Source organism: Alteromonas sp. ABD4_190, assembly GCF_056160105.1.
The window spans coordinates 55,396-78,594 of the sequence record NZ_JBSWWN010000002.1 but is presented as its reverse complement, the minus strand read 5'-3'; the positions used below and the strand labels follow the sequence as shown (position 1 = coordinate 78,594).

Below are 23,199 nucleotides of genomic sequence, written 5' to 3'. Positions count from 1 at the left end.
ATTGTTAGCACACTTTTTGAGGTTATGTAATGTGTATTTCAGAAATACACAATTTACATATTTTGTTACATTTAGGTGTAAGCTAAATATGAAATAAAGCTAGAATAATTGGCTGAAATAATGTCGAAGTTTCGCATTGAGCTGTAATTAAATTACATAAAAAAGCATCGTCTATCTGTAGCGTTACGTTAAATAAAACGCGTATTGCAAAAGCTTTATCCTACGGCGTTATCATAATATTTACACAATTTTTACTTTGTTAGGACAGCTATCCTTCTGAATGTAGTTAATTGAGTATACCTATCTCATACATCTGAATATTTACCTTTGAATAAGTAAGACGCTCCTGCGTTTTCTCATCTAGCATATTTTAAATCTTTTTAAGTCGCTATTAACCCTCATATTTAAGGGGAACAAACGTGAAAGACAGAAATCATTTGGCCGAAGTAAAAACAACAAATAAGGTCGAAATCATCACTAAAGGGGTTGTCGATATCCCAATGCTTCAAATTTTGTCAGCAGACGGCGAACTTATCGAAAAAGCGGTAGAGCCTGAACTTGATAAAGATGAAGCATTAAAAATATTTAACACGATGCATTATATCCGTGTGTTGGACGAACGCATGGTTGGTGCACAACGCCAGGGGCGTATCAGTTTCTATCTCGCCAGCACTGGTGAAGAAGCTGCATCAGTAGCAAGCGCAGCAGCGCTTTCAAGTGATGACATGATTATGTCTCAATATCGTGAGCAGGGCGCGCTGGCCTACCGTGGTTATACGACCGAACAATTCATGAACCAAATGTTTAGCAATAAGGATGACCCGAACAAAGGTCGTCAAATGCCTATTCATTATGGTGACAAGCCCCTAAACTTCATGACTATTTCGTCGCCGTTAGGCACACAAATTCCCCAGGCTTCTGGCTACGCTTACGGACAAAAAATGTCGGGTAAAGACGTGGTGACCATTTGCTACTTTGGTGAAGGTGCAGCTTCAGAGGGCGATTTCCATGCTGGCTTAAATATGGCAGCTGTACTGAATTGCCCGGTGATTTTCTTTTGTCGTAACAATGGTTACGCCATATCAACGCCCGCAGAAGAGCAATTTGCCGGTGATGGTATTGCGTCTCGTGGCTTAGGCTACGGTATCAAAACTATCCGTGTTGACGGTAACGATGTGTTAGCAATTTATGCCGCCACTAAAGAAGCCCGCCGAATCGCCATTGAAGAAAAGTGCCCTGTGCTCATTGAAGCCATGACTTACCGCTTAGCTGCACACTCAACATCAGACGACCCAACAGGCTATCGCTCTCGTGAAGAAGAAGACAAATGGCGTGCAAAAGACCCTATCGCTCGTATGGAAAAATGGCTAGAAAGCAAAGGGTGGTTTGATACAGCTGAAAATCAAAAACGTGTTGATAAAGCAAGACAAGACGTATTAGCTGCGATGAAGAGTTGTGAGAAAACAGACGTATGTGCTATCGACGATATAGTAGAAGACGTTTACGACACAGCGCCATGGCACCTAAAAGAACAACTTAACGAACTAAAAGCACACATAAAGAAATACCCAAAGATGTACCCTAAAACCGCAGGGAGAGTGAAATAATGGCCAAGATGAACTTACTACAAGCAATTAATAATGCACTCATCACTGCCATGACCGAAGATGAGAAAGTAATGGTCTTTGGTGAAGACGTGGGTCACTTTGGTGGTGTATTTCGGGCAACGAGCCACCTTCAAGAAAAATTTGGTAAAGCCCGTTGCTTCAACACGCCACTCACTGAACAAGGCATTATTGGCTTTGCCAATGGTTTAGCCTCGCAAGGTTCGGTTCCTGTTGCAGAAATTCAGTTCGGCGATTACATCTTTCCAGCTTTTGATCAAATAGTGAACGAAACAGCGAAGTGGCGTTATCGTTCAGGTGGACAGTTTGATGTAGGTACATTAACCATCCGCACACCATACGGCGGTGGGATCGCAGGCGGACATTACCATAGCCAATCACCTGAAGCGTTTTTTGCACACTGCCCAGGACTCAAGATTGTTATCCCTCGCGATCCATACCAAGCAAAAGGTTTATTACTTGCGTCAATTCGCGATAAAAACCCCGTATTGTTTATGGAGCCTAAGCGACTTTACCGTGCCTCCGTATCAGAAGTACCAGAAGAAGATTACGAGCTACCGCTGGGCAAAGCGGATATTGTGCAGGAAGGTAGCGATATTACGCTTCTAGGTTGGGGGGCACAGATAGAAATCTTGCAAAAAGCTGCAGAAATGGCCCTTGAAGATGGCGTGTCCTGTGAAATTATCGACTTGCGTAGCATTCTTCCGTGGGATGTTGAAACGGTGATGCAATCTGTCATGAAAACAGGTCGTCTACTTATCAACCATGAAGCCCCATTAACAGGCGGTTTTGCAAGTGAAATAGCAGCAAGCATTCAAGAGCGTTGTTTTCTATATCTTGAGGCGCCGATTGCGAGGGTTTGTGGTTTAGATACGCCGTATCCATTGGCTCATGAAAAAGAATACATGCCAGACGAAACCAAAACATACGAAGCTATCAAGCGTACGCTTCATTATTAAGCCGGGAGACAATGAAATGACAATTGAATTTATCTTACCGGATATTGGTGAAGGTATTGTTGAATGTGAACTTTTAGAATGGTTAGTTTCAGAAGGTGAACATATCGAAGAAGATCAGCCCGTAGCTGAAGTAATGACCGACAAAGCCACCGTTCAAATTCCAGCTATGCATGCTGGGATTGTTAACAAGTTGCATTATGCAGTTGGCGATATTGCTAAGGTTCATGAACCACTATTTTCAATGACGCCTGATGATGCGAACGATGAAAGTGCAAGTAGCGACACAAGCACTGAGGCAAATACGCAGAGTGTAAAAGAAAACGATAGCGCTGAAGGGCCTGAATACACACCTGCCGACCAAGGACGTTTATCAGCTTCAGGTAATTCCAACGGCAAGCACATTGAAGACTTTATATTGCCAGATATTGGTGAAGGTATTGTTGAATGTGAAATTGTGAAATGGAACGTGGCTGAAGGTGACGACATCGAAGAAGATGAAGCTGTTGTTGAAGTGATGACCGATAAAGCGGTGGTTGAAATTCCTGCCAAAAATGCAGGAACCGTGCATCGGCTTTATTACGCCCAAGGCGACATTGCCAAAGTGCATAGTGCATTGTTTGCGCTAGAAGTTGCCGGTGAAGCCACAATTACTAGCGGTACTAATGACGAATCACCATCGGTAAACAACAGTGCTTCAAGCGTTGCATCTCAAAGTTCTCTGAAAACGCAAACAAACGGTTCAAGTCAGCAATCAGCACAAGTTGCTCCTTCAAAATTCAGCGACGGCGAATACGAGCCACCTATTGCTATAGAAGGTAAAGTGCTAGCGAGCCCTGCGGTAAGACGTGTTGCTAGAGAAAAGAATATCGACCTGTCTACAGTTAAAGGCTCTGGTAAAAAAGGGCGTATTCTTAAGTCTGACGTAATGAATCTACAACAAACAAATGGTGGCGCGTCGGCACAAGATACGTCAACTGCTTCGTCAAACGAGCCCACCACACAAAAAGGCGATATAAATAGCGCACATATTGTAGTTAAAGGCAGTGTTAAGACGGAAAAAGTGCGCGGTATACAGGCCGCAATGGCCAAGCAGATGTCCGCGTCGGTCTACACAATTCCTCACTTCACTGTAAGCGATGAGTTAGTGATGGACAACCTAATGTCGTTACGTAACTTGCTTAAGCCTGAGTTTGAGGCTAACAACGTTAAATTAAGCTTTATGCCGTTTTTTGTAAAAGCAATGTCGTTGGCACTTACCGAGTTCCCTGTAATTAACAGTCAACTCAATGAGGATGCCACTGAGATTAGCTACTATTCTGATCACAATATTGGCTTTGCGGTAGATTCCAAAATTGGGCTTCTTGTGCCTAACATTAAAAGGGTACAAGACCTTTCACTGCTAGATATTGCCGTTCAAATGCAAGAAATCATTGAGCAAGCAAGAGCAGGGCGCGTAGCCGGTGAGCATTTAAAAGGTGGTACTATCAGTATCTCAAACATTGGGGCTATCGGCGGTATCACTGCTACGCCAGTAATTAACAAGCCGGAAGCCGCTATTGTGGCGTTAGGTAAAACACAAAAACTTCCTCGCTTTGACGATGAGGGTAGTGTTAGCGCACAACATATCATGGCAGTTAATTGGTCGGGTGATCACCGAATTATTGATGGTGCAACTATGGTGCGCTTCAATAATTTATGGATGAGTTATCTTACCCAGCCAGAAAAAATGCTAATGCACCTTAAATAATCTATTTAGTGCATTTTTATGTGCTGTAGCGAAATAGGAAGGAGGCCAATATTAGCGTATTGGCCTTTTTTGTTTTGTGTACCTCATCGCGGGATGGCGTTATTATAGCTCACTATAAACAAACAAAAATTTTACTGAGGTTTTGTGCTTAGTTATCAACACGCCTTTCATGCTGGCAATCACGCCGACGTCATCAAACATCTCTGTTGGATTGGTGTTATCAACGCCTTAAAAAAGAAAGATAAACCCTTTACGCTTTTTGACACGCATGCCGGTGCTGGCACATATGATTTAACCGACGACCTATCGTCAAAGAACAAAGAGTACGAATCAGGTATTTCCCGTCTTTTTGGGCAAAGTAATGGAACTGCAGCTTCAGAAAACCTGGCGCCAGAAAATAAAACTACGGAAAATTTGCCAAGCTTACTTAATGACTACCTGTCATTATGTGAACCTTTCTTAGCGCAACAGCAATATCCAGGCTCTCCTGCAATAAGCGCTAAGGCTAAACGCGGTATTGATACTTTACATTTAATGGAGCTTCATCCTGGCGAGTTTCAAAAATTAGAGAAAAACGTGTCGCGACTTCGTACCGGACATAGCCATACACACAAACGGGATGGCTACGAGGGACTTCGTGCTCTCACCCCACCAAAGCCCAATCGCGGTGCTATTCTAATTGACCCTCCATACGAAAGAGCGAATGAGTATAGCGACCTTGTTAAAGGCGTTGCACAGGTGTTGAAACGTTGGCAGCAGGCGCAAATTGTCGTGTGGTACCCACTGCTATCAGAAAGGGCTGGCGCTAAAAGCGGTGCAAGTGAGGCTATGTGCGACAAACTCGCAGAACTTGGCAGACCCTGCTTCAAAGCTGAGATATGTGTTGCAGAAAATACGTCTGACGCAGGCATGTATGGTTCTGGTGTGTTTGTACTGAACCCGCCATGGCAGCTAGATACGAACCTAGACAGTGCATTAACAAGCGTTATTGACATGCTCGGTGAAAATGAATCAGGTTTTCATGCTACGGCGCAGGTCACTTGGGTAAATGAAGATACCTAATTAATGCTATCGATGGTCAACTAGAGGCCAATTAACGGCAAGCGCATAGTTAATTGGCTTATTACTGGGTGAATAGCACAACTATAAATCCATAACCGTGAAATAATGAAATGTCTCAGCTCAAGGGTTTAAAACACTTTTACATACCCGACGAACAGTCGATTTATTTGCTATCTCATGCGGATGCAAAAAAACTAAAGGACTGGGTAAATCTCTGTATGTCTCAACTAGAAGGGTTAGGGTATAGCGACATTGAACTTTTAGGAAAAGGCGCATTTGGTTTTGCATTTGCAGGGAATGCGCCGAGTGGAGAATCACGGGTATTTAAGTTCTCGCGTATAACCTTACCGCAGCACGTTCAGGACAGGTTAGAAGAGGAAGCCTTTATGCTTTCTCACGTTAACCACGAGTTTGTGCCGCGTTTTATCGAATATCAGCAGATACGTAAGCAATCAATCTTAGTGATGGGCAGAGCGCCTGGCGAAGATTTAGAAAAAGTAAGCTTGAAAACAGGCCCTTTGTCGCCCCGTATTATCGTGAAAATAGCCGTTCAAGTGGGCGAGCTTTTGTCGAGTTTTCGCCAATACAGCGAGAATGGAGAAATTAAACCCATTGTGCACGGCGATATTAAACCCTCGAATCTGGTTTGGGATGCCACTAATGAATCCATAGGCTTAATAGACTGGGGGTCTTCGGTATTCGCTCAGACCGATATCGCTGGGCAATATGTGGGTAACAACGTCATGGATTTGATGTCCGGCGAACTTCATCAGACAAACGCACGGCTTGGCGACGTTTACTTTATCGGCGAAGAGCAGTTAAACGGTGCGCTTTCAAGCCCGCGCTTTGATGAGCAGGGATTAGCTAGCACCCTATATGCGCTAGCATCAGGGCAATCTTGTCGCTATGGAAGTAAAGTTATTACACCATCATCCCTCGGGTTACCCAAAATGCTTGCTAATATTTTGGAATATATGCTTAGTGATGACCCTGTTAAAAGAAGACAGGGAGGCGATTATTTGTTTAACCACCTTCACGTTTTAAAAAACATGGTTTTCACCCAAGACAAACCTACGCAATACACGCCGTTAATACCCACTTGGCTCACCCATACTCTAAATGCTGATATTGAAACCGTCGTTTACAGTTCGCGGAAGTCTTATTTACGCCAACAGGCGCTGCTATCTGACTCTTTAGATGATAAAGACGTAGAAGAGTTACGCTACATAGACGATGCGCAATTTGACCGCTACTACAAAAACTACCTGCAAGGTATGGGAGATACTGAAAAAGCATTCGTATCTGCCATCAGTAGGCTAGGACGCTACCCAGTAGTAGGCGGAATGGCGGTTCGTTGGGAGCCAGAGGGTATTTATGTAGATTCCAGCTTGAATTTGTATGATGAAACCCTCAAAACTGCCTTTGATTTAGCGGTAAATAACGTCATCAATTTAGCGAGAGCCATACACAAACCAGCGGTATTTAAATGTTGTATGTTTAATGCGAAGAATACGCTTCATATTGAGCGCGACAGCGAAGATGAAGATTTTTTGCCTGGTAATGACCTTTCCATTCCTTATGAATTGTCACGTGTTTCTGCACAAAAAGACGAGAGCCGAACTCACTCTTACTTTGAAGACGGCGATGATCCTGATGAATTACTTAAGCTGCCGAAAGATATCATCGAAACTATCGTACAGTTAAACACAATTCATCACACAGGATGTATTATATTTGAAGCATTACCTAAACACCTGAAGATACACAACTATTATACCTTGCTTGACCATAGCCAAGAAGAGCGCTTTAAAGCTTTACTGGCGCAGTTAGTGCAACAAATTCCTAACATAAAAGGGCTAGGCATTTCAGGGTTTATGAAGTTACCCTATAAAGATACGCGCTTTTTTGAGCATAAAGCAAAATTGCCTGAAAAATATTACCCGCGAAACCCCAAAGCAGTTATAGAAGAGAACGTACAACATGTCCGAGATTAAACTATCATCACTATTTGAACTTGAAACAGTGGAAGCTGGCATCTATCGAGGTCAAAGCTGGGATTTAGGCTTTAGAGCTTTATTTGGCGGGCAAGTTTTGGGACAAGCTCTGGCAGCTGCTTATGAGACCGTATCACCAGACAGAGTGGCCCATTCATTTCATACCTACTTCCTATTACCAGGCGATGCTAAAAAACCTGTTGTATACGACGTAGAAATAGTACGAGACGGAAGAAGTTTCTCGGCTCGTCGCGTCAAAGCGATACAAGATGGCAGAAACATATTCTACATGACTGCATCTTTCCAAGTGCCACAAGAAGGTATGGAGCATCAGAATCCCACCATGCCCGATGTCCCTCCACCAGAAGAAGTGCAATCTGACATAGAGTTTTACGAAGCGAACTTCAACAAAATTGCGCGCCCTATGCAGGAAGCGTTGAGCTACCACAAACCGGTTGATATTCGCACCGTAGATGCAGCGAATTCATACCACTCGGCTAAGCGTGAACCGACCCGCTATATCTGGTTAAAAGCAAGAGATACCATGGATGCACAACTAGCCGTGCACCAAGCTGCACTTGCTTATGCATCAGACTATCATTTTTTAAGTACATCTTTACAACCTCATGGTGTTGCTGTAACTGATAAGTCGCTTCGTATCGCAACCATTGATCATGCAATGTGGTTTCACCGTCCAATTAGCATGAATGAATGGATGTTATATGCAATGGAAAGCCCATTTAGTGGTGGGTCTAGGGGCTTAGTTCGCGGTCAGATTTTTAATCAAAAAGGCGAACTTATTGCATCAACCATGCAAGAAGGGTTAATGAGAAAAGTAGACGAATAGGGAATAAGCGAATGCGTTATAAGTTAGGTTCAACAACACCGCAAGTTCACCAGAGCGCTTTCATTGCACCGGGGGCTCACGTTATTGGAGACACAGAACTTAAAGAGGGTGCCAGTGTTTGGTTTAACGCGGTAATCCGTGGCGACATGGACAAAATATCGGTGGGTGAGAATACAAATATCCAAGACGGCAGCGTGTTACATACTGATGCGGGAATTCCTTTGGTACTCGGCAAAGGTGTAACCGTAGGCCACAAAGTTATGCTGCACGGCTGTGAAATTGGTGATTATTCATTAGTTGGAATCAACGCTGTTGTACTAAATGGTGCCAAAATTGGTAAGTTTTGTATTATTGGTGCTAATGCACTAATCACTGAAAACATGGAAATTCCAGACTACAGTTTAGTGGTGGGCGCACCAGGCAAAGTTATCAAGACTTTTGATGGAAGTGTGGAGCCAAAATTGAAGGCATCTGCAGACCACTATGTCAGCAACGCAAAGACTTACATGACATCTTTGCAACAAATTGATGAATAATAATCCTGCTCGCCATTTAACTTTTCTTTCCCCATAAAAAATGCCCAGAACAAACGTTCCGGGCCTAGGGGAATGGCTCATTGCTGAGCCGTGCGCTAACTTTTACAGGGAGAGTTTAAATAAAATACTTTAAACGGACAATAAGTATAGTTTAAATGCGCTCAAAATATAAACAACAATTGTGTGAATTTTATCTTACAGGCCATAAAGTGGGTTAAAGACGCAATTAAAACATTAAAATTCAAAGAACTAAGCTCTGGTCGGATGTGGTAAAAAATTTTTGTATTCCGTTATTTAATCGCTCTACTTGGTTATATTCCCCAATTTGTCGTTCGGCCTAAAACCTTCTGTTTATATTTTAAATAAAGATATAATGCATGACTTCCATTCATGTTGCTTATGTTGAACACAGACGGTTGTTCCGTTTCACTAAACTTGTAGTATGACGTTATCAGTCATGCTTAGGGTTACTATAATAATTAGCCCTCACAACAAATAAGGTTGGATTATGCAATCGTTTTCTACTTTTATACCGCCTGAGCGTACTTTAATGGGACCAGGACCATCCGACGTTAATCCTAGAATACTAAATGCCATGGCCAGACCTACTTTAGGCCATTTAGATCCTCTATTCATTGAGTTAATGGATCAAACGAAACAGCTACTACAATATGCATTTAAAACCGAAAATGCACTCACTATGCCTATTTCTGCTCCTGGTTCAGCGGGTATGGAAGCGTGTTTCGTTAACCTGGTTGAGCCAGGCGATAAAGTACTTGTATGCATTAACGGCGTATTTGGTAACCGCATGGTCGAAAATGTTGAGCGATGCGGTGGGGAAGCTATCACTATAAATGATACGTGGGGTGAGCAAACCGACCTTAATGCTGTTGAAGATGCCCTAAAAGCCAATCCCGATATTAAAATTCTCGCCTTTGTTCATGCAGAAACATCAACGGGCGTACGTAATGAAGCAAAAGTACTTTGTGAACTAGCCCAAAAATACGGTTGTTTAACTATTGTCGACGCGGTTACTTCATTAGGCGGTATTGAGTTAGACGTTGATGGGTGGGGTATTGATGCTATTTATTCAGGCTCACAAAAATGCTTAAGTTGCGTGCCGGGAATTTCGCCAGTTTCTTTTAGCGATAAAGCAGTTCACGTCATTCAAAACAGAAATACAAAAGTGCAGAGCTGGTTCTTAGACATGAATTTGATTGTCGGTTACTGGGGCCAAGGCGCAAAACGTGCGTACCATCATACTGCGCCCGTGAACACTATGTATGCAATGTACGAATCACTTCTAATACTAAAAGAAGAAGGGTTAGAAAATGCGTGGCAGCGACATGCTTCAGGCCACGAAAAACTTGCACAAGGTTTAAGTGACATTGGTTTAGAGCTAACCGTAGACAGTGCTTATCGCTTACCTCAGCTAAATGTTGTCAAAATACCAGACGGCGTAGATGATGCAGCCGTTCGAAAGCAATTGCTTGAAGATTTTAATTTAGAAATAGGGGCTGGGCTGGGTGATCATGCAGGAAAAGTATGGCGTATCGGGCTAATGGGTTATGCGTGTAAGCCACGCAACATAGACCACTGTCTTGCAGCGTTGCGAAGCGTATTGAAATAGCAGCTCTTTGAAACAAGCTAGGGTGACCAAACCCCAAATATTTACTTTTACCTAATGCCTAATAAACGCCAACATGCGAAGCTTCTAAGTTGTTAAACATGTTGGCTTTTTGAGCTTCACCTTTTGAAATAATTCCAACTAGTCGCCTCTTCTTTCTATTGTTAACAAGAGGCTTACCTCATAAATAACGCTGCTCGACGAAGTTGTAACTCTCTAACTTACAGTTAAGTGCTAATATTTCCTGCATCAAATACATTCATACACTATTCAGTCATGTACATTTATTCTCAAAACAGAGTGATTAAACATGTCATCTGAAAAGGAATCATTATGAAATTATTTACGCATACTAAACCAATCATGTTAACAAGAGCGCTTTGGGCTTCAGCAGTAATCGCATTGTCCGCCCCAATGGTTTCTGCTCAAGCAGCGCAAGATGCTGTAATAAATGTACAAGGTGTAGGTGCAGTAGAAGTGACGCCAAATGCTTACTCAGTGAAGCTGGTTGTTGAAGAAAAGGGTGCGACAGTAGGCAAACTTAATACGCGACTAGATGCAGACTTGCGTTCTATTGTTAAGTTTTTACTTAATCAAGGCATAGACGAAAAGCATATTCAAAGTATGCAAGTGCGTTTGCAACCTCGTTATACCAATACACCACAGGGGCGACAGCAAGAAGGTTTTATTCTGTCTCGTGATATCACAGTCACCTCAACCGATCTTGAAACCTACGATAAAGTGCTAGATGGTGTGCTAAAACGTGGTGTTGATCGTATCCAACAGTTTAACTTTATTACTATTGGCGAAGACGATGCATACCAAAAAGCACTTATTGCTGCAGTGAAAGACGCAAAGCAACGCGCCCACCTGTTGGCGAAAGAATTAGAGGTGGAAGTAGGTGAAGTAGTTGCAATCTCAGAATCTGGTGGCAATATGCCGATTCCAGTAATGCGTGCTGAAGCTTTTGCCAAAGACATGTCTATGTCTTTACCGGGTCAAGAGCGTGTAGAAGCGCGGATTAATGTGTCTTTTAATATTGTTCAATAGCAGGAAATTCGTTTGAAAGAACAACAGTACAGCCGGTTAGTTGCCCAAGCAAAGAGCTTGGTTTCTGGTGAGCATGATCTTATTGCCAATATGGCCAACATCAGTGCGCTGCTTTTCAATAACCTCGAAGAGGTAAATTGGGCAGGCTTTTATCTTTTTAAAGAAGAGCAATTGGTACTTGGTCCATTCCAAGGTCAGCCCGCATGCATTCGTATTCCCCTTGGAAAGGGCGTTTGCGGTACAAGTGCAAGTACCAAGACCGTTCAGCGTATAGCCGATGTTCATCAGTTTGCAGGACACATTGCTTGTGATGCCGCGTCTAACTCTGAGATTGTTGTTCCACTTGTACTCAATGATAAGCTTATCGGCGTACTTGATATCGACAGCCCTGTTTTTGAACGCTTTAACGAAGAAGACGAAAAAGGGCTCGTTGAAATTGCTCAAATTCTCATGGATTCGCAGAAATAATTATGAAATCCAGTGTCGATATACACGTTGTTTTATCCACATTTGAAGATATGGAAGACTTTCATGATGACCCGGATGAGGCATCTGAACGTTTAAACTTTATTCTTCACGCGGTTTATGACAATGCAGAAGAAGATATTGAAACACAGCGTTTAGAGCAAATTTTGCACTACGCATGGGAATCTTGGCAACAAGATAAGCATTTATTAGAAATAGATGACGACGAATTGCTTGATTGGGTTGACCACACGCTGGCAACTTGGGATGATGCAAGTAACGATGAAATCTCCTGAATAATTTAGAAAGTTAATGGAATCACCAGAGAAGTTTACTAACAGTAAGGAAGTGATAGCTTTCCTTGCAGAGACCTTTCCTAAATGTTTTAGCATTGAAGGCGAGGCCCGCCCACTTAAGATCGGTATTTTTCAAGATCTAGCCACTCGTTTAGAAGAAGAGGAACGCGTTAGCAAGACGCTTCTTCGCTCTACACTACGTCATTACACCAACAGTTGGCGCTATCTTTATAGCATCAAAGAAGGTGCAAACCGTGTAGATTTAGACGGCGTTGAAGGCGATGCGATTGAAAAAGAACATGCTGATCACGCGCAACAGCAGCTTGAAGAAAGCAAAGCAAAAGCCGCTGAAAAGCGTAAAGCTAAGCTTGCACAACAGCCTAAGCGTAAAGACAAACGTCAATTTAATCGTCCAAAAGGTGAAAAATCTGCAAATTCGGACCATGCTGATAGTAAGCGCGGAACTAAGCCGAAAAATAACAGACCAAACACTACACCACCTGCGAAATTGACCGACAGCGATTTACAGCAAGGTACGCAAGTTACCGTTAAATTAGGTAAAGCACCTATGCCAGCAGTAATTACCGAAGTTGCTAAAGATGGCATTCACGTTCAATTAGACTCAGGCATGGTAGTTAAAGTAAACGCAGACGCTTTACGTTTGGCACGCTCCAAGAGGTCGTAATATATGAGAGACATCCTTCGAATTTCCATCGCCAGTGCTTTTCTTACCGTAGGTGTAGGAGCGGGCGCAGTTACGTCAACACCAGAGGTAGTCGAGCTTCCTATTTTACAGCAGGAATCTCAACATAGTGTTGCCGCAAAGCGAGTAAGTGCACTTTTTACAAGGGCGCATTACAAGGAAATATCGTTGGATGACGCGCTCTCTGCTCGAGTTTATCAGCGCTTTATCGATTCATTAGATCACAATAAGCAAGTATTGTTATTGTCTGACGTGGTAGGTTTTGAAAAATACCGCACCCTGTTCGATGATGCGCTGAGTAAAGGTAACCTTTCTGTTGCCTATGATATGTACAATGTAAGTGCGAAACGCCGCATTGAACGTTATGAGTTTGCATTATCATTGTTAGAAAAAGGGCCATTTGATTTCGAAAAAGAAGGCGATAAATTCTTTTACAATAGAGAAGACGCAGACTGGCCTGCAAATAAAGCTGAGCTTGATGAAATCTGGCGTCAACGGGTTAAGTATGATGCGTTGAATTTGATACTTGCAGATAAAACGTGGGAAGAAGCAAAAGAGCTGCTTACCAAACGTTACACGCGAGCAATTAAACGTACTAAACAAGCGAAAAGCGAAGATGTGTTCCAAACTGCCATGAATGCGTTTGCTCGCACTATAGAAGCTCACACTAGTTATTTGTCTCCGCGAAACGCTGAACGTTTCCAAATGGACATGAACTTGTCGTTTGAAGGTATCGGTGCGGTATTACAAAGCGAAGACGACTACACAGTTATAAAAAGTGTAGTGCCAGGCGGGCCAGCAGACGAGTCTGGCGCAATAAAGCCTGAAGATAAGATTGTTGGCGTAGCGCAAGACGATGAAGAATTTGTAGACGTAATTGGATGGCGACTAGACGAGGTCGTTGAGCTTATCAAAGGCCCGAAAGGAAGTACTGTCCGATTACAAGTTGAAAAAGGCGCCTCTGAGTCTAAAACAACCTCGGTGGTTAGTCTTACTCGCGATAAAATTAAACTTGAAGATCGCGCCGCAAAGTCTGAAGTTTATGTACCTGAAACGGGTCCGCACTCAGGCGAACCCTTAGGTGTTATCACTATTCCAAGCTTTTACAACAATCTAAGTATGGATGTTGCAAAAGAAATAGAAAGCTTGAAAGCACAAAACGTGAAAGGCGTGATTGTTGATTTACGTGGTAACGGTGGTGGCTCACTTACCGAGGCCACATTGTTAACTGGTTTATTCATAGAAAAAGGCCCGGTAGTTCAAATTCGCTATGGTCAAAGCAAAGTAAGCGTAAATCGTGATACTGATGGTGAGGTCGCCTACGATGGTCCACTGACGGTATTAGTTGATCGTTATAGCGCATCAGCATCAGAAATTTTTGCAGCGGCCATGCAAGACTATAACCGCGCACTCATTGTTGGCGAACAAACTTTTGGTAAAGGCACAGTTCAACAACACCGCGGTTTAGGCAAGATTTATGACCTTTACGATAACCCTCTAGGCAGTGTTCAGTTCACTATCGCTAAGTTCTATCGTATCGACGGTGGAAGTACTCAGCATAAGGGCGTTATTCCTGACATTCTTTATCCATCTGCTGTAGAGCCATCAGAGTGGGGCGAAGCGCAGGCAGAAAACGCCCTGCCATGGGATAGTATAAATCGTGCTAACTACACAACGTTTGCTGATGGCACTGCTGCTTTGGACGTATTAACAGCCAAACACAACAAGCGCATTCTGCAAAACCCAGAGTTTTCTTATATTTATGATGATATTGAAGAATATAAAGAAAACAAAGATAAGAACTTTATTTCACTGGTGAAGTCTGTGCGCGAAGCAGACAAGAAAGAGGCGGAAGAGAAGTCTCTCGCACGTGCTAACGAACGTTTACAGCGAATGGGAATGGAAACTGTCACATCATTGGACGACTTACCGGAAGATATGGAAGAATTAGACCCATTCTTGGATGAAGCCGCCAACATTACATTCGATATGATTGAAACAGGCCGTTACGCTATCACAAGAAACTAAGTGATTAGAAAAAAGGGCTGGTCTAGGGCCAGCCCTTTTTTTGTGTCTATAAATAAACTAATAAAACAATAATAAAGGGAAATAACATGGCTATCAGAGGCGAATTTTCCTCTCGGATAGGGTTCGTGCTAGCAGCGGCAGGCTCAGCAGTTGGACTCGGCAATATTTGGGGTTTCCCCACAAAAGTAGCGAGTAACGGAGGGGCTGCGTTTGTTCTTGTATACTTACTCCTTGCCTTCGTTCTCGCTTACCCGGTTCTCATGGCTGAACTCATCATTGGACGTAGTTCACGTTCGAATATGGTTGACGCTTTAGGTAAAATTTCAGGTAATTTTGCCGGAAGGCTAACCGGAATTTGGGGCTGTGTAACCGTTTCACTCATTCTTGCCTTCTACGCTATTGTTGGTGGATGGATGCTAGTTTATTTTGCCGATGCTGCCGTCAGTATGGTTGGATTAACCAGTGCAAGCGAATGGCTGCTCACCTCCTCAGTTACGCGTAACGTTGTATTCTGCTTTTTATTCATGGGCTTAACCGCATTTATTGTTGTTGGCGGTGTAAAGTCAGGTATTGAGAAGTGGTCAGTACGACTTATGCCAACTTTAGTTATATTAATCCTCGCGCTAATCGTTTATGTAAGTCTTCAACCTGGAGCATCAGAGGGGTGGTCGGCTTATTTAGTGCCTGACTTCTCCCGTGTTTTAGACCCGGAATTACTAATTAATGCAATGGGGCAAGCGTTTTTCTCAATGTCTTTAGGTGTAGGTACTATGCTGGTCTACGGCTCATACCTTAGTAAAAGTGAGAACCTACCAAGCATTGGCGCTTCCGTTGCGCTAGTCGATATAGGTGTAGCCGTGATTGCTGGTATGTTAATTATTCCGGCTATGTACGTTGCACTGAACAACGGCGTCGAAATCTTCACGCCAGAAGGCGCGTTAATCCAAGGTGACACGCTGATTTTTAAAGTACTGCCAGCACTGTTTGATACCATTGGTACTGTAGGGCTTTTCGTTGCCTTTACCTTTTTCGCGCTAATGGCGATTGCGGCAGTCACGTCTTCAATTTCAATGTTAGAAGTTCCCGTTGCGTTTATGGTAGAAAGCAAAGGTCTTCAACGTAAAAAAGCCGTGCTATTGATGGCATCAATCATCTTTGTTTTAAGCTGCATAATCATACTAAATTTTGAAACCTTGTTTGGACTTGTAATCGCACTAACCACAGAGTACAGCCAGCCACTCCTTGGGCTTGCGTTGTGTATTTTTGCTGGTTGGGTGTGGCGAAGAGACGCAATTCTGGAAGAACTCAAGCAAGGTGATGAGTTTGCTGAACACAGTATTTTCTGGAAAATCTGGCCTTGGTACGTGCGTTTCGTTTGCCCAGTTATCATTGCGCTGATGTTTTATCGCTCTGTGTTCTAAAGCGCCATAAGTTGCAGCAAAAAGCACGTTTAACGCGTTATAAATACAATAAAAAAGGTTTTTAAAAACGACAATGACGAATAATGAGATAAAGACGCCGTCACTACTTGATGCAATACTTCCTATTCTTGCGCTAGTGGTCATGATGGGAAGTGCGGTTTACCTGTTTGCGGATAATTCTTCATATGGTCCAAACCAAATTGCGTTACTTTTGGCAATGGGCTTAGCTGCTATTATCGGCATGAAAAACGGGTACAGCTGGAAAACCATTGAAAAGGGGATCGTTGATGGTATTTCCATGTCTCTGGGGGCCTGCCTCATATTGTTAGCCGTAGGCTCACTCATAGGTACATGGATGCTTGCCGGCACCGTGCCTACACTTATTTATTTTGGGTTAGAGCTACTTAACCCTTCGTTTTTCTACGCCGCTGCATGTCTAATCTGTGCCGTAGTTGCTATGAGTATTGGGAGTTCTTGGACTACCGCAGCAACGGTAGGTGTGGCGTTAATGGGCGTATCTGCGGGGATGGAAATGTCTGCTGCTATCACAGCCGGCGCTGTGGTCTCTGGAGCGTACTTTGGCGACAAAATTTCGCCATTGTCTGAAACAACTAACTTAGCTCCCGCTGTTGCAGGCACTGATTTATTTGAGCACATTCGCTACATGCTTTGGACGACCATCCCAAGTTTTGTCATTGCCCTTGTATTATTCACTGTTCTTGGCTTTAGCGAAGTAGGTGAAGCTAAAGCAGAGCGTATAGAACAAATGCAGCTTTTGCTTAATGACTCTTTTGACTTGGGGTGGCATTTGCTAATTCCTCTTGTGGTTCTACTTACTTTAGCAATTAAGAAGATGCCGGCTTTCCCTGCGGTTTTTATTGGCGCTTTGTTAGGGGGCGTTTGGGCAGTTGTGTTTCAGTGGGATGTGGTTACATCCATGGCAAGTAGCGATGACTCAGCAAACATTGGCGCGCTAAAAGTTGTGTGGACAGCGCTATTTGATGGCGTGAGCTTTTCTACGCCAGACGAAAATTTAAATAGCTTGCTGTCTCGCGGCGGCATGTCTTCTATGCTAAATACTATTTGGCTTATTATTTGTGCTATGTCGTTCGGAGCCGTACTTGAGCGTGTAGGTTTGTTAAAACGTGCCGTGTCTGCCATATTAATTGGCGCTAAGTCAGCCGGTGATATGGTAAGTCGAACCATTCTTACGTGTTTTGGAACTAACCTTGTAACGGCCGATCAGTATATTTCTATCGTTATGCCAGGGCGCATGTACAAAGAAGAATTTAAAAAGCGAGGGTTAGACCAACTTAACCTTTCTCGTAGTCTTGAAGACGGCGGTACACTTACATCTCCGCTCATTCCTTGGAACACTTGTGGTGCCTACATGCACAGTGTTTTATTGGTAAACCCATTTGATTACGTATTCTATGCATTCTTTAACGTAATCAACCCGATCCTTGCTGTTGTGTACGCGTATTTAGGTATTAAGATTCTACGTATTACACCACCACACGTTGAAGTTAACAGTAAAGAAACGGTTTAACCAAACGTTCCAAATAAACCCACGTAGGCTTTCTTTTAGGAGGATCTATGTCAGTTCAAGCTAAACGCCGGTCGGATTATCAGCCGCCCGCTTTTTCAATAGCGACAGTTGACCTACATATTACGCTACATCCAACGAAAACTAAGGTTGTCAGTACATTATCTGTCTCACGCAATGGCAATCATGATAGCCCTTTAATCCTTGATGGCGATAACTTATCGCTTAACGCTATTGCTATTAACGGTAATGCTTTATCTGGTGACGAATATTCGGTTTCGGATACGTCGTTAAGCGTTGCCACTCATCTCAATGAATTTGTCTTAGAAATTACTAACACCATTGCCCCTGAACAAAATAAAGCCCTTGAAGGCTTGTATTTATCGGGCGGCGCCTATTGTACGCAGTGTGAAGCGGAAGGGTTTCGTCGAATTACTTATTTCATGGACCGCCCTGACGTTTTGTCCGTTTACACGGTTACTGTCGTTGCCGATAAATCAGTACCTATGTTACTTGCGAACGGTAACCCTGTAGACAAAGGGGATATCGATGAAAACACCCATTTCGTGAAATGGCATGACCCGCACCCTAAACCTTGTTATCTTTTTGCATTGGTGGCCGGTGATTTCGATTTACTAACCGATAGCTACACAACGACAAGCGGTAAAGACGTTGCGCTAGAGTTGTATGTCGATAAAGGCAAAAAGTCCCAGGGCGTCTTCGCTTTAGAATCCCTTAAACGAGCGATGAAATGGGACGAAGATGTTTTCGGGCTAGAGTACGATTTAGATATTTACATGATTGTTGCCGTCGACTTCTTCAACATGGGAGCGATGGAAAACAAAGGCTTAAACGTCTTTAACAGCAAGTTTGTTTTAGCTGATCAAAAAAGCGCTACCGATGATGACTTTTTCAATGTCGAATCTGTTATTGCACATGAATATTTCCACAATTGGACGGGCAACCGGGTTACTTGTCGCGATTGGTTCCAGCTAAGCCTCAAAGAAGGGCTTACTGTATTCAGAGACCAACAGTTTAGTGCTGATATGACCTCGGCGCTAAGTAACCGTATAAAGCATGTTCGCGTAATGCGAGAGCATCAGTTCGCTGAAGATGCTAGCGCAATGAGCCACCCAATTCGCCCTGAAGAAGTGATTGAAATGAATAACTTCTACACGGTAACAGTTTATGACAAAGGTGCAGAAGTCATTCGCATGTTCCACACATTACTTGGACCTGATGGATTCAGACGTGGCATGGATGAGTACTTCAGAAGGCACGATGGTCAAGCGGTCACGTGTGACGACTTTATTTCCGCCATGCAGTCGGCGACTGATTTAGATTTAACTCAGTTTACGCGCTGGTATAGCCAATCTGGAACACCTGTGATTTCTGTTAAGCACAGTACGGAAGCTATCGGCAACGACACCGTCAAGCATACCTTTACTTTGACGCAGCACACACCCGCCACCTCAGACCAAAGTGAAAAGCTTCCCCTTTATATCCCAGTGAATATTGAGATCATCGATAAAGAGGGCAATACCTATGCTGACAACGAATCGCTCATTGATGATGGTATGGTTATCTTAAAAGATGCCTCTTTGCGTTTAACCGTAAATGCTAAAAGTACTGATTTAACACCGGTAGTATTAGGTAACTTTTCGGCACCAGCGAAAGTAGAAAATCCGCTAGATACAGAATCATTACTTACTATTTTCAAACACGCAAAAGATCCGTTCAATCGCTGGGACGCAATGCAAGCCTTGTATGACCGCTGTATAAAGCAGTTAGAAGAATCTCCGGGCTCTGCCATCAGTAACACTATTTGGAACGGCGTTAAACAAGCAATAGCTCAAGAGCAGAATAATCTGGAACTGCTTGGCGAATGCCTAGTTATTCCTTCTTTTGAAACCTTGTGTCAAAGTCGTAGCAATATCACTGTCTCCGCGCTATCAAAAGCACGAAAGGCATTTTGTGAGCAGTTTTCCCGCGCGCTAGAGCAAGAATTATTAGCGGTGTTTAACAACATTGAACACAGCGCCTATAGCTACACGCAAGATGCAATTAATCAGCGCCGTTGTAAAAATGTCGTGCTTGCGCATTTAGCACGCTTATCTCAATACGAAGACCTCGTCGTGTCGCAATTTGAAAATGCAGATAACATGACCGATACACTAGGGGCACTGAGAAGTGCGCAACACTGCAGTTCAACTACGTTCGATAGCTTGATGGCTAGTTTTGAACAAACGTGGAACCACGACCCTCTGGTTCTGGACAAATGGTTTGCGCTTCATGCAACGCAAAATCGCGAAGATATCTTTGCTACTATAACTATGCTGTGTGAGCACCCGCAGTTTGCAATGAGCAATCCAAACCGTGTCCGCTCTGTTATCGGTAGTTTTGCGTTCTATAATAGCGAAAGGTTCCATGCCGTAGATGGTAGCGGTTATAAGTTTGTAACTGACTATTTGCTAGAGCTTGATGCAGTCAACCCGCAAGTTGCCGCTCGTATTGTAACACCGTTAACCCAATGGCAAGGTTTCTCTAGTGAACACCAAGTTCATATGAAGCAGCAGCTTGGACGCTTACTTAACCATAAGGGCCTAAGTAAAGACTTGTTTGAAAAAGTAAGTAAAAGTCTTGCTTATGAAAAGCATTAACGCATCAGATTCCGTCTTTTATTTTTCAATAAACGCACCTTACAAACAATGTGAGGTGCTTTATGTCCCGTCTATGCCCGATGTGGTCATGTTGAGTGAATCTGGTCTTAGTGTTCAGGTACCTACGAATCGGCTTCGCCAATTTATCACATCGGACGGTATTAAAGGCCGTTTCAGAATGGTCATTGACGCTAATAAAAAAATTAAATCTTTTGAGAGGCTCGGATAGGGCCTTTTTATTTTTTCAAAGCTATAATTTAAACAATACTTCAATTACCTCCGCGTCTTTAGTTCACGGTCTTCAGTAGTACGCAACACGCTTAAAAATGCTACTTAACGGTAAATAAGATAAATCCTCTTGAAACTTGTACAATTTTCCTGCAAGTTTATAAATGCCTTTTATACTCACAATAAAGCAATAACTATTTGATACGACTAATGTTGTAAATTTTGTTAACTGGTAGGATTAGTTCTTGCGGTTATGGCAAAATGATGTAATGATTTTGTTAATCTTTATGGTTGGTCATGATGTCACGCATTAAGTCACATCGACTTGGGAGTATAAAAATATGAAAAATGGGCCTAGCGCTTTTAAGATATCACCGGTAGCAGCGGGAGTTCTCTCACTGCTAGGTGCTGCTGCAGTACCAGTGCATGCTGCAAATTGGCAAGTAGGTGATGTAAGTATTTCTTTAGATTCAACATTTACATTGGCTACAAGTATTCGAACAGAGGCACGAGATTACGACCTTATTGGTAACAGTAACCACCCTCAATTCGATTGGAGTGGTTATCACGCAGCTTTCAATCCTTTATACCCAAGCAGCGATGTGTGGGCGTTAGCAGACGGAGCATATTCAACCAATGGTGACTTAGGTAACCTTGCTCACGATCCAGGCGATGCGTTCGCAACGCAAGTTTCAGGCTCACATGAATTAGACGTCAACTTTGGCGACTATGGTTTCTTCGCTCGGGGATTCTGGTTCTATGATTTCGAGCAAATGGATGGTGACCGTCCTTACTCTAACCCAATAACTGGCAACCAATACGACCTGTGTCAAGATCCAGAGGCGGAAGACCTTTTATGTACAGACGTTCGTTTATATGATGCTTTCTTCTATGGCGATTGGTGGATTGGCGACAAGCCACTAACTCTTCGTGTTGGCCGCCAAGTAATCAGTTGGGGGGAGAGTACTTTCATCCAGCATGGCATTAACACGACCAACCCTGTCGATGTAACACGCGCTCGTGCACCAGGTGCCGAACTTAAAGAGGTGTTCCTACCGGTAGGTATGGTCTACGCTTCCTTGGGCTTGACCGATACAGTCAGTATCTCTGGTTATTATCAATATGAATGGCAGGAGAGCTGGTTACCGGTATCGGGAAGCTACTTCGCTGGTAATGACTTCGCAGGTGAGGGCGGTCAGCGCAACAACATTCAGTTAGGTTTCAGTGGTAACCCTGACATCGATCTCGATCACCTATTGACTGCCTTGAATGGTTATGGTGATTTATTGCGCTCAGGTGCTGATGCTGCTGCAATTTCTCAAGCCTATCTGGCATATCCAACGAAAGTGGCTATTCGCGGTTTCAGTGATGAAGTGCGCAATGATGCAGACGATCAAGGTCAATACGGTCTTCGCTTAACCTGGTTTGCTGAAAACCTCAACGAAACCGAGTTTAGTTTTTATCACATCAACTATCACAGCCAGCGCCCATTGATTTCAGGCGTTACCTCTGACTTTACGCAAGCGGGTATCGGCGCAGACTTGGCATTTATAGCAGCAAACGAAGTTACACGTGATAACATCACTGAGCTTGGCGCGTTCACAAAGTCTGAATTCTTTTTCCCAGAAGACATCAAGCTTTACGGAATGAGTTTCAATACAAACATCGGCACTACAGCCCTTGCTGGTGAGTTTGCATACCGTGTAGATGAGCCATTACAAATCGACGATGTTGAACTGCTTTACATGGGTATGCCAGAGCAGTTGGCTAATGCCGGCCTACGCCCTGATTTAGCGGGTATATCACAGCTAAACAACATTGGCCGTGCTGTAGGTCCAGGTGAAACCGCAGAAGGTTTCCTTTTCTCTGATACATGGCAAATGCAATTTACCGCGTCACATGTATTCGGCCCTAAATTTGGCTCTGACAACTTCGTACTTCTAGGTGAAGTAGGTTATGTAAACGTTGTTGATATGCCAGACCCAGACGTAATTCGTTTAAATGCACCAGGTACTGCTCGTACACCTTCGCTTGAACCAATTAACGGTAACGCTCGTGAAGGTCTACACCAAGGCCTTTCAGACGGACCTGAGACTAATCCGTTTGCAACTGACGATGCGTGGGGCTATCGCTTATTGGCGGTTGCTGACTACAACTCAATATTCGCTGGCATGAACCTTCGAGTTCGCGGTACTTTCTCGCATGACGTTGAGGGTACTACGCCAGATCCATTATTCCTTTTCACAGAAGATGTTAAGTCTGCTGCACTTTCTTTCACGTTCGATTATTTAAGCAAATGGTCTGCAACGGCGTCTTACAGTGCATTCTGGGGCGGCATTGGTACAACTAATGCGCTATCTGACAGAGACTTCATTTCATTTAACATCAAATACGCAATCTAAGAG

18 protein-coding genes are annotated in these 23,199 nt (G+C 43.4%); all 18 read left to right on the top strand.

Features of this window, described 5'->3' with window-relative positions:
* Positions 1 to 419 precede the first annotated feature (419 nt).
* Complete coding sequence (locus ACXAFM_RS17930) at positions 420 to 1,607, top strand: thiamine pyrophosphate-dependent dehydrogenase E1 component subunit alpha (RefSeq protein ID WP_474835636.1); 1,188 nt, start codon at positions 420 to 422, stop codon at positions 1,605 to 1,607.
* On the top strand, positions 1,607 to 2,584 hold the full coding sequence (locus ACXAFM_RS17925; protein ID WP_061095031.1) for an alpha-ketoacid dehydrogenase subunit beta: 978 nt from the start codon (positions 1,607 to 1,609) through the stop codon (positions 2,582 to 2,584). Before ACXAFM_RS17930 ends, ACXAFM_RS17925 begins: the two co-directional genes overlap by 1 nt.
* 16 nt (positions 2,585 to 2,600) lie before the next feature.
* On the top strand, positions 2,601 to 4,331 hold the full coding sequence (locus ACXAFM_RS17920) for a dihydrolipoyllysine-residue acetyltransferase (protein WP_474835635.1): 1,731 nt from the start codon (positions 2,601 to 2,603) through the stop codon (positions 4,329 to 4,331).
* Between the two features lie 144 nt (positions 4,332 to 4,475).
* On the top strand, positions 4,476 to 5,393 hold the full coding sequence (locus tag ACXAFM_RS17915; RefSeq protein WP_474835634.1) for a 23S rRNA (adenine(2030)-N(6))-methyltransferase RlmJ: 918 nt from the start codon (positions 4,476 to 4,478) through the stop codon (positions 5,391 to 5,393).
* Between the two features lie 110 nt (positions 5,394 to 5,503).
* Entirely contained in the window at positions 5,504 to 7,387 is a 1,884-nt protein-coding gene (locus tag ACXAFM_RS17910; RefSeq protein WP_474825632.1) for a protein kinase domain-containing protein, read from the top strand.
* The gene (gene tesB, locus ACXAFM_RS17905) at positions 7,374 to 8,234 is read left to right on the top strand and encodes an acyl-CoA thioesterase II (protein WP_474806742.1); all 861 of its coding nucleotides are present in this window, start codon (positions 7,374 to 7,376) and stop codon (positions 8,232 to 8,234) included. The genes ACXAFM_RS17910 and tesB overlap by 14 nt, the downstream gene beginning before the upstream one ends.
* A gap of 11 nt (positions 8,235 to 8,245) precedes the next feature.
* Positions 8,246 to 8,770 (top strand): gamma carbonic anhydrase family protein, encoded by a 525-nt coding sequence (locus ACXAFM_RS17900; protein WP_474825635.1) that lies wholly within the window; start codon positions 8,246 to 8,248, stop codon positions 8,768 to 8,770.
* Between the two features lie 508 nt (positions 8,771 to 9,278).
* Positions 9,279 to 10,400 carry a pyridoxal-phosphate-dependent aminotransferase family protein gene (locus tag ACXAFM_RS17895; RefSeq protein WP_474835632.1) on the top strand — a complete coding sequence of 374 codons (1,122 nt, stop codon included), beginning with the start codon at positions 9,279 to 9,281 and terminating at the stop codon, positions 10,398 to 10,400.
* Between the two features lie 330 nt (positions 10,401 to 10,730).
* On the top strand, positions 10,731 to 11,447 hold the full coding sequence (locus tag ACXAFM_RS17890) for an SIMPL domain-containing protein (RefSeq protein WP_474835631.1): 717 nt from the start codon (positions 10,731 to 10,733) through the stop codon (positions 11,445 to 11,447).
* A gap of 12 nt (positions 11,448 to 11,459) precedes the next feature.
* A complete protein-coding gene (locus tag ACXAFM_RS17885) occupies positions 11,460 to 11,915 on the top strand; it encodes a GAF domain-containing protein (protein ID WP_474835630.1) in 456 nt (151 codons plus the stop codon).
* A 2-nt stretch (positions 11,916 to 11,917) separates the two neighbouring features.
* Positions 11,918 to 12,208, top strand: a complete 291-nt coding sequence (locus tag ACXAFM_RS17880; protein ID WP_118494789.1) for a hypothetical protein — start codon at positions 11,918 to 11,920, stop codon at positions 12,206 to 12,208.
* A 16-nt stretch (positions 12,209 to 12,224) separates the two neighbouring features.
* Entirely contained in the window at positions 12,225 to 12,893 is a 669-nt protein-coding gene (gene proQ / locus ACXAFM_RS17875) for an RNA chaperone ProQ (RefSeq protein WP_474825643.1), read from the top strand.
* A gap of 3 nt (positions 12,894 to 12,896) precedes the next feature.
* Entirely contained in the window at positions 12,897 to 14,939 is a 2,043-nt protein-coding gene (prc, locus tag ACXAFM_RS17870; protein WP_474835629.1) for a carboxy terminal-processing peptidase, read from the top strand.
* An 86-nt stretch (positions 14,940 to 15,025) separates the two neighbouring features.
* A complete protein-coding gene (locus tag ACXAFM_RS17865; protein WP_474835627.1) occupies positions 15,026 to 16,360 on the top strand; it encodes a sodium-dependent transporter in 1,335 nt (444 codons plus the stop codon).
* 73 nt (positions 16,361 to 16,433) lie between these two features.
* Entirely contained in the window at positions 16,434 to 17,909 is a 1,476-nt protein-coding gene (gene nhaC / locus ACXAFM_RS17860; protein WP_474835626.1) for a Na+/H+ antiporter NhaC, read from the top strand.
* Between the two features lie 47 nt (positions 17,910 to 17,956).
* On the top strand, positions 17,957 to 20,566 hold the full coding sequence (gene pepN / locus ACXAFM_RS17855; protein ID WP_474835625.1) for an aminopeptidase N: 2,610 nt from the start codon (positions 17,957 to 17,959) through the stop codon (positions 20,564 to 20,566).
* The gene (locus tag ACXAFM_RS17850; RefSeq protein ID WP_474825653.1) at positions 20,553 to 20,795 is read left to right on the top strand and encodes a DUF2835 family protein; all 243 of its coding nucleotides are present in this window, start codon (positions 20,553 to 20,555) and stop codon (positions 20,793 to 20,795) included. Before pepN ends, ACXAFM_RS17850 begins: the two co-directional genes overlap by 14 nt.
* A gap of 340 nt (positions 20,796 to 21,135) precedes the next feature.
* A complete protein-coding gene (locus ACXAFM_RS17845; protein ID WP_474825655.1) occupies positions 21,136 to 23,196 on the top strand; it encodes a DUF1302 domain-containing protein in 2,061 nt (686 codons plus the stop codon).
* The last annotated feature ends 3 nt before the right edge of the window (positions 23,197 to 23,199 follow it).

What these genes read in the sequence shown, in the direction of transcription:
- nhaC (WP_474835626.1), top strand. Translation starts at nt 16,434, where the DNA reads ATGACGAATAATGAGATAAAGACGCCGTCACTACTTGATGCAATACTT.
- ACXAFM_RS17880 (WP_118494789.1), top strand. Translation starts at nt 11,918, where the DNA reads ATGAAATCCAGTGTCGATATACACGTTGTTTTATCCACATTTGAAGAT.
- proQ (WP_474825643.1), top strand. Translation starts at nt 12,225, where the DNA reads ATGGAATCACCAGAGAAGTTTACTAACAGTAAGGAAGTGATAGCTTTC.
- pepN (WP_474835625.1), top strand. Translation starts at nt 17,957, where the DNA reads ATGTCAGTTCAAGCTAAACGCCGGTCGGATTATCAGCCGCCCGCTTTT.
- ACXAFM_RS17865 (WP_474835627.1), top strand. Translation starts at nt 15,026, where the DNA reads ATGGCTATCAGAGGCGAATTTTCCTCTCGGATAGGGTTCGTGCTAGCA.
- ACXAFM_RS17850 (WP_474825653.1), top strand. Translation starts at nt 20,553, where the DNA reads ATGAAAAGCATTAACGCATCAGATTCCGTCTTTTATTTTTCAATAAAC.
- ACXAFM_RS17900 (WP_474825635.1), top strand. Translation starts at nt 8,246, where the DNA reads ATGCGTTATAAGTTAGGTTCAACAACACCGCAAGTTCACCAGAGCGCT.
- tesB (WP_474806742.1), top strand. Translation starts at nt 7,374, where the DNA reads ATGTCCGAGATTAAACTATCATCACTATTTGAACTTGAAACAGTGGAA.
- ACXAFM_RS17920 (WP_474835635.1), top strand. Translation starts at nt 2,601, where the DNA reads ATGACAATTGAATTTATCTTACCGGATATTGGTGAAGGTATTGTTGAA.
- ACXAFM_RS17890 (WP_474835631.1), top strand. Translation starts at nt 10,731, where the DNA reads ATGAAATTATTTACGCATACTAAACCAATCATGTTAACAAGAGCGCTT.
- prc (WP_474835629.1), top strand. Translation starts at nt 12,897, where the DNA reads ATGAGAGACATCCTTCGAATTTCCATCGCCAGTGCTTTTCTTACCGTA.
- ACXAFM_RS17910 (WP_474825632.1), top strand. Translation starts at nt 5,504, where the DNA reads ATGTCTCAGCTCAAGGGTTTAAAACACTTTTACATACCCGACGAACAG.
- ACXAFM_RS17925 (WP_061095031.1), top strand. Translation starts at nt 1,607, where the DNA reads ATGGCCAAGATGAACTTACTACAAGCAATTAATAATGCACTCATCACT.
- ACXAFM_RS17895 (WP_474835632.1), top strand. Translation starts at nt 9,279, where the DNA reads ATGCAATCGTTTTCTACTTTTATACCGCCTGAGCGTACTTTAATGGGA.
- ACXAFM_RS17845 (WP_474825655.1), top strand. Translation starts at nt 21,136, where the DNA reads ATGAAAAATGGGCCTAGCGCTTTTAAGATATCACCGGTAGCAGCGGGA.